At 57.8% G+C, this 15,663-nt stretch carries 16 protein-coding genes; 5 read left to right on the top strand and 11 right to left on the bottom strand.

Going from position 1 to position 15,663, the window contains the following annotated elements; all coding sequences use genetic code 11:
- Positions 1-49: 49 nt before the first annotated feature.
- From PMI30_RS07870 to PMI30_RS07885, 4 genes are all read left to right on the top strand, one after another.
- Positions 50-607 (top strand): hypothetical protein, encoded by a 558-nt coding sequence (locus tag PMI30_RS07870; protein ID WP_008012436.1) that lies wholly within the window; start codon positions 50-52, stop codon positions 605-607.
- A 743-nt stretch (positions 608-1,350) separates the two neighbouring features.
- Complete coding sequence (locus PMI30_RS07875) at positions 1,351-2,580, top strand: type II and III secretion system protein family protein (protein ID WP_008012433.1); 1,230 nt, start codon at positions 1,351-1,353, stop codon at positions 2,578-2,580.
- Between the two features lie 113 nt (positions 2,581-2,693).
- Complete coding sequence (locus PMI30_RS07880; protein WP_007905183.1) at positions 2,694-3,404, top strand: tetratricopeptide repeat protein; 711 nt, start codon at positions 2,694-2,696, stop codon at positions 3,402-3,404.
- Between the two features lie 18 nt (positions 3,405-3,422).
- The gene (locus PMI30_RS07885) at positions 3,423-3,692 is read left to right on the top strand and encodes a DUF3613 domain-containing protein (RefSeq protein WP_008012431.1); all 270 of its coding nucleotides are present in this window, start codon (positions 3,423-3,425) and stop codon (positions 3,690-3,692) included.
- A gap of 657 nt (positions 3,693-4,349) precedes the next feature.
- On the opposite strand, the gene PMI30_RS07890 is transcribed toward PMI30_RS07885, so the two are convergent.
- The 11 genes from PMI30_RS07890 to PMI30_RS07940 form a co-directional block, all read right to left on the bottom strand.
- Complete coding sequence (locus tag PMI30_RS07890) at positions 4,350-5,315, bottom strand: type II secretion system F family protein (protein WP_008012430.1); 966 nt, start codon at positions 5,313-5,315, stop codon at positions 4,350-4,352.
- A gap of 29 nt (positions 5,316-5,344) precedes the next feature.
- Positions 5,345-6,331 carry a type II secretion system F family protein gene (locus PMI30_RS07895; RefSeq protein ID WP_008012428.1) on the bottom strand — a complete coding sequence of 329 codons (987 nt, stop codon included), beginning with the start codon at positions 6,329-6,331 and terminating at the stop codon, positions 5,345-5,347.
- Positions 6,328-7,761 carry a CpaF family protein gene (locus PMI30_RS07900; protein ID WP_008012427.1) on the bottom strand — a complete coding sequence of 478 codons (1,434 nt, stop codon included), beginning with the start codon at positions 7,759-7,761 and terminating at the stop codon, positions 6,328-6,330. Before PMI30_RS07900 ends, PMI30_RS07895 begins: the two co-directional genes overlap by 4 nt.
- A 3-nt stretch (positions 7,762-7,764) precedes the next feature.
- Entirely contained in the window at positions 7,765-8,985 is a 1,221-nt protein-coding gene (locus tag PMI30_RS07905) for an AAA family ATPase (RefSeq protein WP_008012425.1), read from the bottom strand.
- On the bottom strand, positions 8,979-9,473 hold the full coding sequence (locus tag PMI30_RS07910; protein ID WP_008012423.1) for a TadE/TadG family type IV pilus assembly protein: 495 nt from the start codon (positions 9,471-9,473) through the stop codon (positions 8,979-8,981). The genes PMI30_RS07905 and PMI30_RS07910 overlap by 7 nt, the downstream gene beginning before the upstream one ends.
- Entirely contained in the window at positions 9,473-9,952 is a 480-nt protein-coding gene (locus tag PMI30_RS07915) for a TadE/TadG family type IV pilus assembly protein (protein WP_008012420.1), read from the bottom strand. Before PMI30_RS07915 ends, PMI30_RS07910 begins: the two co-directional genes overlap by 1 nt.
- 8 nt (positions 9,953-9,960) lie before the next feature.
- Entirely contained in the window at positions 9,961-11,304 is a 1,344-nt protein-coding gene (locus PMI30_RS07920; RefSeq protein ID WP_008012417.1) for a Tad domain-containing protein, read from the bottom strand.
- A gap of 69 nt (positions 11,305-11,373) precedes the next feature.
- Positions 11,374-12,180: a Flp pilus assembly protein CpaB gene (gene cpaB, locus PMI30_RS07925; RefSeq protein ID WP_008012415.1), complete on the bottom strand. Its 807-nt coding sequence runs from the start codon at positions 12,178-12,180 to the stop codon at positions 11,374-11,376.
- A 15-nt stretch (positions 12,181-12,195) separates the two neighbouring features.
- Entirely contained in the window at positions 12,196-13,524 is a 1,329-nt protein-coding gene (locus tag PMI30_RS07930; RefSeq protein WP_008012413.1) for a hypothetical protein, read from the bottom strand.
- A 2-nt stretch (positions 13,525-13,526) separates the two neighbouring features.
- Complete coding sequence (locus PMI30_RS07935) at positions 13,527-14,057, bottom strand: A24 family peptidase (RefSeq protein WP_008012411.1); 531 nt, start codon at positions 14,055-14,057, stop codon at positions 13,527-13,529.
- Positions 14,058-14,086: 29 nt separating this feature from the next.
- Entirely contained in the window at positions 14,087-14,278 is a 192-nt protein-coding gene (locus PMI30_RS07940; protein ID WP_007905161.1) for a Flp family type IVb pilin, read from the bottom strand.
- Positions 14,279-14,688: 410 nt separating this feature from the next.
- On the opposite strand from PMI30_RS07940, the gene PMI30_RS07945 reads away from it, so the two are divergent.
- Positions 14,689-15,555, top strand: a complete 867-nt coding sequence (locus tag PMI30_RS07945; protein WP_008012410.1) for an AraC family transcriptional regulator — start codon at positions 14,689-14,691, stop codon at positions 15,553-15,555.
- Positions 15,556-15,663 lie beyond the last annotated feature (108 nt).

The following is a 15,663-nucleotide window of genomic DNA, read 5'->3' as shown; positions in this document are numbered from 1 at the left end:
GCCTCGGATAAGGATGTTCTCAACCTGATAAGGATGCGACGGACAAACAATGAACACTGCTCAACTATCGATTCGACAGTACATAAAAGCCAAGGACAGTAATCGCCCACATTTGTTGCGCCAGGCCTTTGCGCCAGACGCGATACTGGACATGGTCGTGCACACCGGATCTATCTCGTTTCCACCCCACGTTGAAGGCCTCGGATCTATCGGCGATGTGCTCGTCAGGCGATTCGGCCAGACTTTCGAAAACGTCTATACCTTTTGCCTGGGACTCCCGCCTGAACCGCAGGCCAAAACATTCCAGTGCAAATGGCTGGTCGGCATGTCCGACAAGAGTTCCGGCGAAGCCCGAGTCGGTTGCGGTCTGTATGAGTGGCAATTCAACCCCGAGTCGGGGCTTGTCGAGAGGCTCACTATCACCATTGAGCACATGAAAACCCTGCCAGCGACTGATCTGCACTGCATCATGGAGTGGGTATCGCATCTGGATTACCCATGGTGCAGTTCGCAAACGTTAGTGAGCAATGCTCCTGACATAGACACGCTTGAAGAGGTGATCCAGTACCTTACGGCCAATACTCCAGCCCGCACTTCGCAGGTGTAGAACTACACAATCAGTCGTATTCAGCCTCCTTGTCATACCCCGCCAGATGCCATTGTTACGATTGGTCAGCATTCGAAAAGTACAAACCGGCACGCCTGAAAACGCCACTCAATGAGTGGCGTTTCAGTGAAATACACAGCGCAAAACCCAAAGAAAAACTCGCGGGACCGTGAAGCACCCCTTATTTCATCAGCATCCGGCGCAATACCAATGATTGCGTGGCCTGACCGTGGCTTTCAGAAAAAAACCAGTATCTGTATCGAAAGTTTTCGTTCAAAGCGTGGCGCTTTGCCTTGGTTGAACTACCTTTCAAACAAGAACAAGACATAACGGTTTGAAATTGCACGTTAGGTTCAGCGATCAGATAGCGAAATGGCAAAAGGAGTTACCTCACTATGGTCCTGGCAAGCATTTTCCGGCTCTTTACATTGATTGCCGGTTGCTTTTTAGGGGAGTCAGGTCGGCGCAAAGTGCCGTCTTTAGCTGCTGTTGCTGTCGAGCCTGTGCCTGTCGCTCGGGTCGACAACTCAGGCATCTGGATCACTAAACACCGTTATAGCGAAGGTCGCTCGTTGTTCCGTCAGAACAGCGTATTGCAGCTGCTTGCATGTAGCACCAAGGAATATTGCCGGGGCCATTAGTCAGGGGTCTGGCGGGGTAGAGGGCCGACCGAGGCCCCTTGTAGTGATCCGAGGCAACCTGGTTTTGCCTCAAAGATGGCCTATTCAGCGAGGATGCACTTAATGAGCTATCGTACCGTGCCCGCTTTCAAGCGAATTATCCATGGTCTGTTCTGGACGGGCCTCAGCGTGAATGCGGCTCAGGCCGCGCCGGCCAATTGTTCGCAACTGGATAATATGCCGACAACGTTTGAGGTCGGTCAGGGGCTTCAGAATGAACTGCGCGTCCCTGTCCCGGTGACACAGCTGGCAGTCGGAGATCCGAAAATCGCCGACGTGCAACCCAGCGGCAACAACCCCAATGCCTTCTTGCTCACCGGTATGGCGCCGGGGACCACCAGCCTGATGGTCTGGACCGCCTGTTCGACAACGCCGCGCCAAAGCATGGTGTTCGTCAAGGGCAAGGCCACCGCGGCGCTCACCAGCGTCACGACAGTGCCTTCCGAAGATCCGCTGTTGCCGATCCAGGTGCAAACTGACATCCGCTTCGTTGAAGTCAGCCGGACCAAACTCAAGGAAGCCAATGCCTCGATTTTTGGCCGCCAAGGCAACTTCCTGTTCGGCTCACCGAGAACCTTGCCCACCGTCGGCGGCATTGTCACGCCGTCGGTGCCGGTGAACAACGGCATGTTCAACTTCGCTTTTGCGTCCAGCGATACTCTAGTGTCGATCAACGCACTGGAAGGTAGCGGTTTCGCCTACACCCTGGCACGGCCAAGCCTGGTAGCGCTCAGCGGGCAGAGTGCGAGCTTCCTGGCCGGTGGTGAAGTGCCGATTCCAGTGCCCAGTTCCGGCAGCGATAACGTGTCTATCGAGTACAAGGAATTCGGTATTCGCCTGACCCTGACGCCGACCATCATCGGGAAAAACCGTATCGCACTGAAGGTGGCGCCGGAAGTCAGTGAACTGGACTTCACCAACGCCGTAAGCATCGCCGGCACCATCGTTCCGGCGCTGACCATTCGACGTACCGACACCAGCATCTCCCTGGCCGACGGCGAAAGCTTCGTCATCAGCGGCCTGATCAGCACCCGCAACAGTTCCCAGGTGAACAAGTTTCCGGGGCTGGGCGATATCCCGATTCTGGGGGCATTCTTCCGCGACAACAGCATCAACCGTGAAGAGCGTGAACTGCTGATGATCGTTACCCCGCATCTGGTCCAGCCACTGGCTGCCAATGCACAACTACCGTCATTGCCTGGCGAACAACTGCGCAATTACGACCCGAACTTCTATCGTATGTTCTTCCTCGAAAATGGCGATTTCGACAGTCGCTCCGGGCTCTCGCAATGAGCCTGAATCAGACTTGCCTCGCCCTCACTCGTAACGGTGATCTTGAACGCTTGCCAAGCCAGCTTTATTGCCATTGGCCAGGCGTTCAACGTGTTGTAGCCAGAGGACACTCGATGAAAGCAGTCATTGCAATAGCGGCGACATTAATGCTCGCAGGTTGTGCCAGCAATGGCCTGCCTTCGCGACCGCCTGAATGTGCCAAGCCCGGTTCGGATCAAGAGTTGGCCCTGAGCCTGGCCGACAACATGGTCAGCGAAGGCCGTTTGTATGCCAGCCTGGCGAATCTTGAAGGTTTGCCCGACAACCTGGTCCAGGTTCGCCTGCGCAAGGCTCGGGTGCTGCGCTTGATGGGGCGTAACGAGGCGGGGCCGTTGTATCAAAGCTTGCTCGGCACCTGTCTGGCCGCCGACGGGGAACATGGCTTGGGCCAGTTGGCCGCGGCCAAAAATGATTACGCCAACGCTACCACTCACCTTGAGCGTGCGGTGAAGATGGCCCCCACCGACGACAGGATGCGCAATGACCTGGGGGTGGTCTACCTCAATCAGCGACGGATCCCTGAAGCACGCTTTGAGTTCATGACCGCCATGGAGCTCAAACAGTCCAATTCACTGGCGGCACTCAATATGGTGACGCTGCTGATCTATCAGGATAACTGGAAGGCAGCTTCCGAACTCGTGACCCGCGCCAGCTTAAACCCTCAGCAAGTCGCAGAGGCTCAAACCCGCGCGGAAAAACTCAAGGCTTCTGCTAAAAAAGCAGTGGCATCCGAGGGGAATCGCAGAACTGAGGTAGCCGCTGCCTCATCCAGTGCGACCAAGTAAAACGTACGAGGAGTCGAGATGAATACCAAGAGGCTGTTGATCGTGTGCATGGCTTGCCTGTCCACCAGTGCCTGGGCTATTGAACCGGGCCCCTCTTCGAAGGAGCAAAAAGGCACCGAACAGTGGTTGGTGCTACAGAGTCGCGGCGTAGTTGCCTCGACTAAACTGCAAACCGCTTCGGCCACCGAACGTGACCTGGCCATGCAGCGTTGGCTGAACAGCTTCAACTACCCGATTCCAGAGTTTTTTGACCAGGATGCAGCGGGAAAAATGACCATCAGCAACTGAGGCACGTCAAGGATTGATCAGCCTCTGGCGTCGTTCAGAGTGGCCTGGCTGCAAAGCCGGGCTAGACGTCGTGTGCAGGAAAGCAATGGCATCTACGAATGATCCAAGCCTGGCGGATTACCCTGTAGGAGCTGCCGCAGGCTGCGATCTTTTGCTCTTCAGCGCTCTCTCCGCCGTCAAAATCAAAAGATCGCAGGCTTCGCCAGCTCCTACGCTGGACCGCGGTGATCGTTAAAGGGGCGTCTGCTAACTATTGCTTCTGCCTTGATCAACCTGTCACCGGGCGTATCGCGGCAATCAGCGCCAGGTCGTGATTAACAGATGTACGCAAATCTCTGTAGGAGCTGCCGCAGGCTGCGATCTTTTGCTCTTCAGCGATCTCCCCCGCCGTCAACATCAAAAGATCGCAGGCTTCGCCAGCTCCTACGCTTGACCGCGGTGTTCCTTAAAGGGGTGTGATTAACAGATGTACGCAATGCAGGAGCTGCCGCAGGCTTCGATCTTTTGATTCAGAGGCCTGGGCAACGAATTGCCTGCCAGAAAAATCAAAGGATCGCAGCCTGCGTCAGCTCCTACAGAGGATGTGTAAACCGATGGCAGGAAAGTGCAGATCAAGCTCGGTTGGCAAGACCATCCTGTTCGACAGCAAGGACCTAATTACTTCCCGAATGTCTTGAGTACCCCGATCATGGCGGGGCCAATGGCTATCAGAAAGAAGCTCGGCCACAGGCAGAAAATCAAAGGGAATACCAGCTTGGTGCCGATTTTCGCCCCCGCTTCTTCGGCGGCCTGCGTACGCCGATCACGGAATTCATCGGCATAGATGCGCAGGGTGTCGGCCACGCTGGTACCGAAGCGGATACTCTGCGCCAACAGGCTGACCAACCCTTGTACGTCCTCCAGGCCGGTGCGCACAGCCAGTTGCTTGAGCGCCTCGGTACTGGTAATGCCCGCGCGGATTTGCGCATTGACCAGCGCCAGTTCTTCAGCCAGCTCAACCTGACTGACCGACATCTCTTCAGCCACCCGTTCGATCGTCAGGGGCAAGGCCAGGCCCGACTCCACGCAAACCACCATCAGGTCCAGGGCATCCGGAAAGGCGGCACGCAGCCTGCCCTGCCTGGCTTGCTTGCGCTTTGTGACATACAGCGCGGGGGCCAGCCAGCCGATAGCAGCTGCCATTAACACCAGCGACAACCCCGCAATCAAAGAAAGCTTGGGGATCAGCGGCAACGCCAACAGCGCAAGGCCAACCAATATCAGTGGCAACAACAGGCGCACTGCCCAGTACATCTGGATTGCCGACGATGAGCGGTAACCGGCGTGCATCAACAGGGTTTGTGTAACGGACGTCTGACCCGCCTCAGTCGAGGCAAAGCGTTGGCCGACTCGCTCCAGCAATAACTGCAGATTTCCCGGTGCATCCTGCCCGACTGAACTCCCCGTATGACCGCGCTTGATCAGCGCCAGACGACGCCGCACAGGGTCCTGCAGCCCCAACAGCAGGAGCATCACGGTGATGATCGCGAGCACTGCACTCAGACTCATCGCACCGATAAACAACAGGCGTGCCATCTCCTCATTGCCTGTTACTCGACTGAACAACCCGAGTAAAAAATCCATGACCTGTACCTCCACATGGCGAATAACCCTTAAACCTGAATCCGGATGATTTTGCGAATCCAGAAAATCCCGATCAACATGCAACCAAAAGCGATGAAGATCAGCTTATGACCGATCGGATCATTGAGCAGCAGCGGCAAGTAGGTTGGGCTGGTGAACACGATCACCGCCGCCAGCACGAAGGGAATGGCCACCAGTATCCAGGCCGACATCCGCCCTTCGGCTGACAGGGTCTTGACCTTGCGCTGGAAGCGAAAGCGCCCGCGGATCAACCGGCTCAGACGCTCCAGCACCTCAGTCAGATTGCCGCCGGTCTCACGATGGATGAGGATCGAGGTCACCAGCATCATCACCGTCATGCTTGGCATGCGCTCCAGCAGGCCTAGCATGGCCCGGCGTACGTCGTTGCCATAGTTGATATCGGCGAAGGTCAGCCCGAACTCATGAGCGACCGGCCCCTTGTGCTCCTCAGCGACCAGGCGCAGGGTTTCGTTGAACGGGTGTCCGGCACGCAGGGCACGGCACATGGCATCCAGCGCATCCGGCAGGCCTTCCTCAAACTCAGCGAAACGTTTGCCACGGTCACGAAAAACTTTCAGCAGGGGTAACCAGAACACCCCGAAACCCGCCAGCAGTGCCATCCACCAGATTGACGAGATCATCCAGATCGAGACACCCGCGCAGGCCCCCAGGAACAGCCCGAGCAATAACACCCGATAGGCGCGATATTCGTGTCCAGCCTGCTCGATCACCTGTGTCAGGTTCGCCATGAAGGGCAATTGCTCAAGCATGGCTTCCAGTGGCGACAATCGCGTCAGGTATTTCTGCCGCAACACTGTCTGCATGTTGGGCAGATTGTTGGCCTTCTCCAGTACATTCAAGCGGCCGCGGATGCGCTTGCGCATCTTGCCGGCCTCGCCGAACACCGGCACCACCACGCCCTGGGACAGGAGGAACACGGCGATAAACACCATGCCGAGGAACATCAGAATGAATTCACCAGGAATATTGTTCATGACTGCCGTGCCTCCATCCACTCAGGCCTGAACATCGTGAGCGGCAACTCGATACCGCGCTTGGCCAGCACATCGCGGAAGGCCGGAATCATGCCACTGGGGCGATAATCACCGAGCACCTCGCCGTTTTCGCCCATGCCTTGACGCGCAAAGGAGAAAATTTCGGTCATGGTGATGATCTCGCCTTCCATGCCGTTGATCTCTTGCACGCTGACCAGGCGGCGCTTGCCGTCCTCCTGACGTTCCAGCTGAATCACCACATCGATGGCCGAAGCAATCTGCTGCCGCATGGCCTTGATCGGAAAGGTCGCCCCGGTCATCGACACCATGTTCTCGATTCGCCCCAACGCATCGCGCGCGGTGTTGGCGTGGATAGTGGTCAAGGAACCGTCGTGGCCGGTGTTCATGGCGGTCAGCATATCCAGCGCTTCTGCGCCGCGCACTTCGCCGATCACAATGCGGTCCGGGCGCATCCGCAAGCTGTTGCGCACCAACTCCCGCTGGCTCACCTCACCACGCCCCTCGATATTCGAAGGCCGGGTTTCCAGGCGCACCACGTGGGGCTGCTGCAGTTGCAGTTCGGCCGAGTCTTCGATGGTGACGATGCGCTCGTTCTGCGGAATGAAACTGGACAGCACATTGAGCATGGTGGTCTTGCCGCTGCCGGTACCGCCGGAAATCAGCACGTTCAAGCGCCCACGGACAATCGCCTTGAGCAGCAGGGCAATGGCCGGAGTCAACGTCCCCACCGAGATCAGGCTGTCGGTATTGAGCAGGTCCACCGCAAAGCGGCGAATCGACATGCTCGGGCCGTCGATGGCCAGCGGCGGGATAATCGCGTTGACCCGCGAACCATCCTTGAGTCGGGCGTCCACCAATGGCGAGGACTCGTCGATACGCCGACCCAGGCTGGATACGATGCGGTCAATGATGTTCAGCAAATGCTGATCATCGCGAAAGCGCACATCGGTCCTTTGCAGTTTGCCAAAACGCTCGACATAGACCGAGGCAAAGCCGTTGACCAGAATGTCGGACACGCTGTGATCGGCCAGCAACGGTTCCAGGGGACCCAGGCCAAGCACCTCATCGGTGATCTGCTTGATGATCAACTGGCGGCTGGTGGTACTCACCGGCGCCGAATGCTCATCGAGCAGGCGCTGGCAAATGTCACGAATCTGCCGCGTGGCCTCGGCCTGTTCAAGGGAGTCCAGCAAGGACAGGTCCATGACCTTGAGTAACTGCTGGTAAATCTTTTCCCGCCACTCGGCCTCCACCGGGGTGACCTGACTTCTGGTTTCGTAAAGAACGTCCGGCGCCGCACGTTCCCACGCCATTATTTCCTCTGCCGGATCCAGCAGGTCGTCGGTCGCCGACGATGAGGCGGGTTTACCGGACTGTTTGCGCAAGCGGTTACGAAAGTCGCTGATCATGGGTCATCCCCCGAAAAAACGGTTGAAGGCGCGTTTGAGTAAGCCTTTGTTCCCGGCCACCTGTTGACCGACCAGGTCCTCGGTCATGTCGCGCAGTGCAGCAGTAATCGCTGCCTTCGGCGCATGCAGCCCCAACGGCACGCCAGTGTTCTGACTCTGGCTGACCAGGTTGAAGTCGTTGGGTAATTTCGACAGATTGGTGCAACGCAACGCCTCACCGATATCTTTGAGGCTGATCGCTCCCGCCTTGTCAAAGCGGTTGACCACTATCTGCAATTGATCTCCGCGCACGCCCAGGTCATCGCGAAGGATCCGCACCAGGGAGCTGGCATCGCGCAGATGGCTGACGCTCTGCTGCACCACCACGTACACCCGATCTACCTGTTCCAGCACGGAACCAGTGAGGTGGTCGATTTGCCGCGGCAGGTCAATCACCACCCAGTCGTAGCTGGCGCGGGCCAACTTCAACAGGGCGTCAAGTTGCTCGGGCTGGGCATCTTGCGGCAGACACAGCTCACCGGCCCGACCACCCAGCACATGCAAGGTGGGGCTGAAGTGACTGCAGAAACCGCGTAGCGCGACGCTGTCCATGCCGTCGATCTGGTGCAACACCTCCAGATGGCTGTGCGTTTGCGCCACATCCAGATAATGCGTCACGCTGCCAAATTGCAGGTCCATGTCCAGCAACAGGGTGCTGCCGCCCCTGGCACTGAGCTGCTGAGCCAGGTTGCAAGCCACCAGGGTTCCGCCGGAGCCGCCCTTGGCGCTCATCACGGCAATCAATTTCCCTTCTGCCCCACTGCCGGTCCGAACTTCCATGACCAGCCGATTCAAGGCGGCAACCAATTCCGTCTCGGCGATGGGTTCGGGCAGCACGTCACGGGCGCCGGCCTGCATCGCCATACGCATGCCTTCCTGTTCAGTCAGCAGACCGCAGACCAACATCGGCGGGCGCTCATGGGCCGGGTGCAGCAACAGCGCCGCCAGCTCTTCGCGCCACAGGTGGCTGACGCGCAACAGCAACAGATCGGGCATCCGGTCCAGACCGTAGAGCGGGTCGACGTGGCCGTTGCTCACCAGGCGAGTGCTCACCTCAAGGCAAGGCATGCGTTGGCAGACGCTTTGCAGATCGCGCAAAGAGGTGGCGTCACGGCTGCTGATCAGCAACCGGAGCCCGGCTTTGCCGGTCGAGCTGGAGACTGGCGTTTCCTTGGTATTTAGCATGGCGTGATCTCCCCGGAATCGGAATGACGCCCGAGGCTTTCGCGTGGCAAGGTTGCCCTGAATGTAGGCAAGGTAAAGGACACGCCGATCCCGGGAATAAACAGATTGAAAACGAAGTTTTGCAGACTCAACTGGACATAACGGACGGCACGAAAACCGTTGGCGCTGACCAAGTCAGCGGGATTGGCCACCTGAGCACCGTTGACGTCCAGGTAGGTCAACGTCAAGTTGGTAGTGGCCAGATTACTGATGATCTGGCTCGTACCTGCGTCGGTCGCGGCATTGAAGATCGCCCGCCGCAACACCACCGGATCGCTGATATTGCACACCGACGCCAGGCGCGCGCCACGGCGCACGGCTTCATCCAGCGCATTGATCGTGAAGTACAGGCGGCCCACTTCCAACGCGCCGAACAACAGCGTGAACATCAGCACGCCAATGATGGCGAACTCCACCACATAGGTGCCCTGCATGCGTTTGCGATTCATCACAGTGCCCTCATGACGGTAGTGGCGACCAGCGGAATGCTCAGCGCAATCGGATTACCAAAAAAACCGGGAAGCGATCCAGTGCAATTGCCACCGCCAATCACCGGGCAGAACGTATAAGTGATGGTGACCCGCACATGCTCGGTGCCCACGGCGGCGACGACCACGTTGTTGGCCGTCAGTCCTGACAACACCGCCGTTCCGCTCTGGCTGGGCACACCGTAGACCGCAACGTTTTTCGTCTGGGTCTGCAGCGTATTGCTCAGGGAGACGGCGCCGAGTGTCGAGTCCCAGGCCTGGCCGGCGACGAAACGATCGGCATCACGACTGGCCTGTAGCAGGACGTTGTACTGATAGAGCATGCGGCCGAACTCACCGAAGGCCAGCAACAGCAACAGCAACACCGGCAGGGCAAGGGTGAATTCCACCAGGGCCAGGCCTTGCTGGCGCCGCGGATGTTTAAACGTGCGAAGTCTCATGACGCCTCCTATGAGTCAGTGCTCGGAGTACCGCTGCCGTTGAGATAGGTTTTGTACAGCTGAATGATCTGCGGGCCGACATCACTCGTCGGATTAGGACCGGGCACGTTGTCGCCTTCGCACTCCTTCACAAACTGGCCGAATATCTGCGCTTCCGTGCCGCCGTTGTTCATTGGTTGCACCACGAAATAGCAACCAAAACCCAGGACGGGGACCGAGGTGGTACCGCCCTGTTTGCCGGTGCAGTTACCCACCACGATTTTCAGCATCCGGCGCTCGAATACACCATTGCTCTGACAGCCACTGCCGGACCCTGCCACACACGCGGCAGTGCTCGCACGCCAGTCGTTGTAGTCCATTATCGCGTTGGTGCCCGCGGTGAGATTGCCGTTGCTCGATGTGACGGGCTGCCCCTTGTACTTCACTGGCGGGGTGACTGAGGCGTCGTAAGTGATTGCGGGGGTGCTGGACGTCGTCACCAGGTCTGGCGGATAGTCCGATGCACTGACCGGGCCGTTGTAGATGCCGAAGCGCGTATTCAGGCCTTGAGAGGTAGGGCCAACCTTGTTGCCGGGGGCGGTCTGGACATTGTCCCCGACATTGCGGCAGACCTTGCCACCTCCGGCCAGATCTTCCCTGACCGTACTGCCGCCCGAGCCAAAATCGAGCAACTGGAAGTTGCCTGGACCAATGGGCGACGAATTGCCGGCAGCTGTCTTCAATACCTGCAAATCACCAAACTGGAAGCCCCAGAACATGCCGGCAGCCGGGTCGTATTTAGTCGGGTCGCCACAGACCATCAAAGGTGCAAGATCACAGGGGCTGGTAGGGCTGGGGCCGGCAGTGGCGATCGCCGACACCGCTTTGTTCCCCAGGCCGCTAGTGCCGAAGGTCTGTACGAAGTTCCAGAAAAAACCGGTCAGGCTATAAGTCGGTACCGATACCCGAACGTATTTGGCATTCGCAGGCCCTGGATAGGCGAACGGGCCATAGACGCTGCTTGCCAGTTCCACCACCGCAAAGGTGCCTACGTTGCCACCGATAGCGGTTGCCAATTCGCTGTTACCCGTGGCATTGGCATTTTGCGTCAGCGTATTGAGCGCGGCAGTGCGTGTTACGCTGGCAATGTTGACACCACCTTCCACCTGAAGCAGGGTTTTGGCGCCACTCAGGGCGGCAGCATCTACAGCATTCTGCAGCCGCGTCTTGTTCAACAACATGTGGCTCACGTCCAGCGCCAGACCCGCCATCATTAAAATCGCCGCCAACGCGATTACCATCAATACGCTAACCGATCCTTCCTGGCGCCTTGGCGTCGCAGTGAACGGCTGCCGAATACGAAGATTCATCATCAAGCCCTCATTTACCGATACTGATCCGGATCGGCTCCGCCCTGGTGCCCAGGCACCCTTACCGCCCTGTCAACGTTTGACTACACTGGCTTGGGTCCCACGGATAATGGTAATCGCCCCACCAACCTCGCCATTGCCGCGGCGCACCACGCGTTTTGGCGCTGGGGCAGCGGCCATCGCCATGACCGGTGCCGCAGGCGCAACGGTCGCGATTTTTTTCTCGGCGTTCAGCGGATTGCGCAGGGTCAGTTGCAACTTCCCTTCCGTTTGCGCCGTGACCAGGGTTTCAGCCTCTGCGGTCGTCATCTCCAGCGTCACTGCGCGCACCACCACCGGCTGGGTCTTGTCGGTACCTGCGGTCTGGTCCACTGCCAACACCCGCAAGTTCTCGAGGATGGTTTTGGACACGGCGTTGTTGCCGGTGCCATCAGTGCGTTTGGTTGCCAGTACATCGACCCGGTTACCCGGTAACAGGAACCCGCCCACACCGACCACATCGTCCACGCGTACCGAGATGGCACGTTTGTCTGTCGCAATCAGAGACGCCAGGGTACTGCCACCCAAGTGCTCGCTCAGGCGCGCGCCGCGCATGATGTCGCCCTTCAGGATGTCGAACGTTGCGATCTTGCCCACTGCCTTCTCGCTGGAGTCGAAAGCATCGTCCGGTATCGTATCTATGGGCATGCGCATGGTCGTGACTTGTTGAGCCTCGACCATCTGCCCGAATGGAATCTCGACCGTGGCGACTACCACGCTTCGAAGGTGGTCATCCGGGCTGGCATTGAGCCGGGCGCTCAGCCAGGAGTCGGCCATCCATGCAGCACCAAGGCCCATGACCAGGGAAACGCCTACCAGGGTAAGAGTACGAGAGCTCATGTCAGTATCTCCGTATCAAAGAAAGTCGAGCTGGACGAAATAGTTGTGCCAGGCCCATTCCAACTCTTGCGGTGACAATGGTCCGGAACCACCCATATAACGCTGGCGATCGAGCGCCATGTTCAGGAGATCGCGGGGATGGCAAGGCACCAGGGGCATGCCTTCACTTGCATAAAGTCTTTGCAGGACATAACGCAGCAGTAGCGGGTCAAAAGGAATGCCCAGGCGCTCGCTTTCCTGACGCCAGATCTTTTCGTATTCCTCAGGCTTCAGGTAACCGAATTGCAGCTTGTAGCCAATCCGGCGGAGGAAGGCCTCATCGGCCAGCTCCAGGGGATTGAGGTTGGTGGAGAACACCAGAATCAGATCGAACGGCAACTCGCAATGCCGGCCGCCGCCCAGGTTGAGGAAGTCGCGCTTCTCTTCCATTGGGACAATCCAGCGATTCAACAACTCGGCAGGTGCCATGCGCTGGCGCCCCATGTCGTCGATGATGAACAGGCCATTGCTGGCCTTGAGCTGCAAGGCTGCCTGGTACTGACGGGTGAAGGGGTCATAGCGAACGTCCAGCTGTTCCATGCTCAGCTCGCCACCCGTAATAACGATCGGGCGTTTGCAGCACAGCAGTCGACGGTCGATCCCTTCGTTGAGCATCAGATTGTTCTGTTGACTGTTTTCATCGAGCCGCTGATGTACTTGCGGATCGTAGATCTCGATCACCGACTCGTTGATCACGATGGCATGAGGTACCCAGATAGCCTCGGCGAACAGACGAATCAGCCGACTGCTGACATAAGTCTTGCCGGTACCCGCAGGGCCATAAATCATGATCGCGCGCCCGGAGTTCAGTGCCACGCCCAACTGATCGAGCATCCCTTCGGTAAGCACCACGCCAGCAAGGGCGTTGTGCATATCGTTGGAGTTGATGCGGCCATGGTGAATGGTCTGGATTTTGATCAGGGAGCGGTAGGAACTCACCGGGAAGGGTGCCGCGCCGATGTAGCCACTGCGCGACAAGGCATCGCGGGCGGCACTGCGACCACGTTCGGTCAGGCCATAACGCAGCATCTGCCCACTGGCTTGCCCCATCTGGCCCAGCACTTCGACACGACCATCCTTGCGCAAGAACGCCAGGACTTCTTCAAGTACAGCGCCGGTCAGCGCCAGGCGCTCCACCAGCCGCGGCATGTCCAGCACGCCGGCGTCATACAAATGCTTGCACACCAACTCACCGAGAAAACTGTCGGACAGACCAGTTTCGCGAATATTGCACGGCTGAGGAGCCAGTCGTTGCACCGCTTCTCGATCACTGGGGTAGGCATCACTATCGACGATGACGTGCATGACTAACCTCCAAATCCACCGGCAACGAGTTGCCAGTAGACGCTGTTCAACGTCCCGAGCAGGATCGCAACCGTATAAGGAAAGGGCTTACCGGCCACCTCCTCCGAACTCGGGGCCATATAGGACCGCGCCCGAAGCATCAACCGATAACGTCCCAGGGTCTGCAATAGTTGACCGCGCACCAGCACGATCAGGAAACCGCACAAGCCTCCCCATAGCAGACTGAAGAACACAGCCCACAAGGCGTAATGGGGGGGTAGAAAACTGCCAACCATGGCCATCAGCTTGACGTCGCCAGCAGCCATGCCGCCTAGGGCATACATGGGCAGGAACAGCGCAAAACCGATCAGGAGGCCCATCAGGCCGTCCCCCATCCCGCTGATCCCACCTGAATATGTCTGGCCGGCCAATCCCAAGGCCAGACCTACCAGGATCAGCAGGTTGGGAATGCGGTGGCGACGCAAGTCGCTCACCACCGCCACGCCCAGCAGTCCTATCAGCACAACGGTCGCAACCAGCTGTTCCATGGACATTGCGCATCTCCCTAACAGAGTTGTTGTTATCAGCAAGTACCAGGAATAATGGCGTTGCAAATTGCCCGGATTCTGGTATCCACGACCCCGCCAAGAAGCGTGAACGCCGCGACAACAGCTACCGTAATCAGCCCACCGGCCACTGCGTATTCCACAATGGTCAGGCCGTCTTCGTCTTTGGCGAACTTCACTACCGAAGCCTTGATTGTTTGCATGATCATTTTGCCCACCTCACTCGAATGTTGTTTTTCCGGAGGCAGTACGTTCTGTGCTGCCTGGATGCAACACTAGTCAGGGGCAAGGCATGGGCGTTAGGAAGATTTTGCACATCACTAGGACTTTTTTGCGGGTGAGCCAAATACGGGTCATTGGCTCTTGAAGAAGTATTAAGAGGGGGCAAAACGAGGGGTGGCAGGCAAAGGCGATTGCCATTGATTCACAAGCGACAAGCGGTTGATACCGGGTGCTGCCAAGCCATGTCAACAAACAGTCGCCCTAGACCGGCTTCAGGCAACACATAGAGCGAATAGAATTAACTTTCGCCTTTCTTATCAGCATTTATTCTGCAAAGTGATAGCACGTTAGCAATACTACTCAGCGAGAACGGCACGAAGAACCGCAGAGTAGAGACATGACGTCCAATTTGACCAAAAGGCCATCGCTACTGTGGTTCGATCAGACCCACGATCGCTCCACCAAGGAACTCATCGCGCAGTTCGAGGGTACTTGCGACTGCAAATTGGCGAAGAATTCCGTATTGCCCCACGGGGAACAGGCAGACATGATCTGCATCCATTTTGATCGCCCCGACACACCTGGCTTGAGGCTGTTGCTGGAGATCAAACGCACCACTCCTACCATCCCGATCACCATGTTTACCGTGCAGCACTCGGAAGAACTGGCTGTCTGGGCCATGCGCTCCAGTGTCTGGGAATACATGGTGCTCCCGCTCTCGGCCACCGAGAGGAAGCGCTATCTGACAGCAGTGGTGCAGCTGTGCGAGTTGCGCCGAAATACCAACGGCCAGGGCCATACATTGCTGATCGATCACTCCCCGACCCTGCCAGACAGCATCCGGTTGACCGCGGGACACCAAAAACACCAGGCGCTGAGCAACATCATGCTGTACATCGATCAGCACTTTCGGGACAGCATCGATCAGAGGGATTTGGCGAAGCGCTGCGGCATGACGACCTTTCGCTTCAGCCGACTGTTCAAGGAAGCCAATGGCGTTGGCTTCACCGATTACATCCTGGACAAGCGCATGAGCTTCGCCAAGCAACTGCTCGACAATAGCCAGATGCCTATTACCAGCATCGGCTATGAGGCCGGCTTCAAGGATCCGTCGTACTTCGCTCGCGCCTTCAAGCAGTTCGTCAACTGCACGCCCAGCGAATACCGTTTGACCTGCCAACTCAGAGCGGTAGCAGCGCAACCGGCGCTGGAGGATACAACCACGCAAGCGCTCGAAAGCCTGGTGCAAAGCCTCGGAAATTGAGAGTGTAATACCAGTCAAGCGCAATTCATGTGGGGGCGGGCTTGCTCACGAAGGCGTTGTGTCAGGCGACATCGATATTGACTGTACCGCCGCTATCGCGAGCAGGCT

It is taken from the genome of Pseudomonas sp. GM50, from assembly GCF_000282375.1.
Lineage (GTDB): Bacteria > Pseudomonadota > Gammaproteobacteria > Pseudomonadales > Pseudomonadaceae > Aquipseudomonas.
The sequence above is the reverse complement of the archived record's forward strand: the minus strand, read 5'-3'. Positions and strand labels throughout refer to the sequence as shown.